3 protein-coding genes are annotated in these 2,938 nt (G+C 38.2%); all 3 read left to right on the forward strand.

Translation table 11 applies throughout. The annotated features are described in order from the left end of the window. Window positions 1-140: 140 nt before the first annotated feature. Window positions 141-1,715, forward strand: coding sequence for an extracellular solute-binding protein (locus AC59HZ_RS31190; protein ID WP_496549588.1), 1,575 nt, complete (start codon window positions 141-143; stop codon window positions 1,713-1,715). 110 nt (window positions 1,716-1,825) lie between these two features. Further along, window positions 1,826-2,413, forward strand: coding sequence for a hypothetical protein (locus tag AC59HZ_RS31195; protein ID WP_496549586.1), 588 nt, complete (start codon window positions 1,826-1,828; stop codon window positions 2,411-2,413). A gap of 85 nt (window positions 2,414-2,498) precedes the next feature. Beyond that, a partial coding sequence (locus tag AC59HZ_RS31200; RefSeq protein WP_496549587.1) for a beta-galactosidase occupies window positions 2,499-2,938 on the forward strand: 440 nt, incomplete at its 3' end.

Raw genomic sequence — 2,938 nt, forward strand, 5'->3', positions numbered from 1 at the left:
GCCAATCCTGATTGTCTATCCATTCTTACAAAAACATTTTGCGAAAGGAGTGATGCTTGGCTCTGTAAAAGAGTAGCTTTGGCGATTTACCAATGAAAGTATTCGATTTTTTGATGAAATTACTAGGGGGAAATGCATTGATGAAACGATTTTTGTCAGTAACTCTATCGACTGTTCTTTTGGCAGGATCTCTTGCCGCATGTTCACCAAATGATAAAGCCTCATCTGATAACAAAAATGGTAAAGAATCGATCACATGGTTTGATCTTACTGCGCTGAATCCAGTTCCTGAGCCAGGGAATGAAGCGATTAAAACGTTAGATAAAAAGTTTAATATCGATTTTAAACCACAGTATATTCCTGTTGACCTTTATGATGATAAGTTGTCAGTAAAAATGGCTTCCGGTGATATCCCAGATGTGATTGGGACAGAGCTTGTTGATACAAATTATGTCAAGTGGGCAAAACAAGGTGCATTTTTACCATTAAATGATTATGTAAAGAAGTATGAGAACTTTAAAGCTATCCCACAGTCTGTTTGGGATGCAGTAAGTGTAGATGGGAAAATATACGGGATTCCACTTTTCTTTCCGAGTGCTGGCGGAAAGAGACCTATCATTCGCCAGGACTGGCTTGATAAGTTAGGTTTAAAAATGCCTACGAATTTTGAGGAATTAGAGAAGGTTGCCATTGCCTTTGCGACACAGGATCCGGATGGAAACGGCAAAAATGACACGGTAGGGTTAGGCCTTGCCAAAGGAATTTACTATGATCCTTCTTTCGGTGCTTATTGGGGTAATAGCTGGTACCACAAGAATAAAGATGGTCAACTAATTCCAGGACAAATTTCTGAAGGCAGCAAAGAAAAAATCACTTCCTTAAATAGAATGTTTAAAGCTGGCGCGCTTGATAAAGACTGGGCAATTAAAGAATATAATGAAGTATTTAAAGACTTTAATGCCGGTAAGGTTGGAATTTGGTATGAACAGCCAGGACCACAAAGTGGGGCGACTCCTACTAATCTTAACTTGGCTACATTAAGGAAGACTGCTCCTGATGCAAAAATTGCTGCCATTCCGGCATTCCAGCAGCCTGATGGCAAATCGGGATATCCATACCTCGCCGGTTATTATCGAGTTTGGATGTTAAATGCTAAATTGAAAAATGACCAGAAAAAGGTTGAAAAAATATTAGAAATGATGGATTACATGACTAATTATGTACCTGCAGATGAACAAAAGGCCGATAATAAATATTTCGATTGGACGATGGGCGGCGAAGGCAAAGGGTATAAAATGACTGATGGGCAGCCAGAAAAAACAGATGATTATAGTAAATATGCGCCATTAGCACTATTCTGGGATAAGGTAGGTGGATTTGCTGATGGTGAAAAAGTCATGGAGGATTACGCAAAACAAGCTAAAGCTCCTGAAGCAAAAGAATTTAATAATATAATGTTTGACATGCTATCTAAATCCAATTTCTATATCAGCCCTGTTGGCCGTATTCACTCTGATGTATTTAATGACAAGGCCCCTGCTTTAAGTGAGTATGCTTCGAATGAATTTACCAAAATGATTGTGGGTCAAAGACCAATTTCCGATTGGAATAAATTCGTAGAAGAGTATATGTCTAAAGGCGGAAAAGACGTCATTGAGGATGTTAACAAGCTGTTAAAAGAAAATAAAATTAAAGGTGAATGGGTAAAAGAATAAACATCATGCTGAATACGATCCCCTGGAAAATTTCTGGGGATTGGTTTTCATCATATCCCAATATGGCCTTTTGTAATGATTCTTTATTAGCTAAAACCAAGGTGATGGTAATGACAAAAACACAACTACTAAAAAAGTTAGACAACATTTGGTACCATTATAAAGCCCATATTTTAACCGGAATACTGGTTCTTGCTGCAGTGATTCCGCTTGTTTTTTTTACTAAACATGAAAAGCCAGCAGCATTAAATGTTACTTTTATCGGAAATATGATGGAACAGAAGGAGCAGCAGGCACTTCAAAAAAGAGCCTCTGCTGAGATTTTAAAGGCGGATTTGAAGTCTGAAATTAAGTTGAAATTTTGGCGAGTAAATGGAAATCTCACCTCGCCGGGTAATATGGATATATATCAAAAAATGCTTGCCCAAATTGCAGCCAAAGATATTGATATTATGGTACTTGATCGAAGCGACTTTGTAGTCCTGTCTCAACAAGGAGCTTTTAAAGATTTGGATTTTATAAAAAAGGCGAACAATGACAAAAAAACAGATAAAAACGGAATGGATCTAACCGGAAATGAACTCCTGAGTAGTAAGGGATACAATCCGGACAATAAGATGATGGCGATCATATCCAATACGCAAAAGAAAGCAACGGCGATAAAATTTGTTCAATGGCTTGTTAACCAGACCAATTAACATGCTGGGCAAAAGTTCTGTTTGCTACTAAGCTATAAAACTGTTACCAAGAGTTTTGGGGCATGACAATTTTGGAGGCGAATCGATGATTACTTATGACCAAAAAAGCTGGAAGATAAATAATGAAAGAATTTTTATCCTATCTGCTGCTATCCACTATTTCCGCCTCCCAAGAGCGGAGTGGAGCGAAGTCTTAGATAAGGCGAAAGCAGGGGGATGCAATACAATCGAAACCTACATCCCTTGGAATTTTCATGAAATGAATGAAGGAAAATGGGATTTCTCTGGCGACAAGGATTTAGCGTATTTTTTTGAGCTATGCGCTGACAAAGGATTATATGTGATTGCGAGACCAGGGCCATATATTTGTGCTGAATGGGATTTTGGCGGATTTCCTTGGTGGCTCTCTACGAAAAAGGGGATTCAATATCGTTCCGCTGAACCTATCTTTTTACAATATGTGGATAAATATTTCGATCAAGTCCTACCAATCATTGATGAATTCCAGTTGACGAAAAATGGGAC

Source organism: Neobacillus sp. DZ-9, from assembly GCF_059587065.1.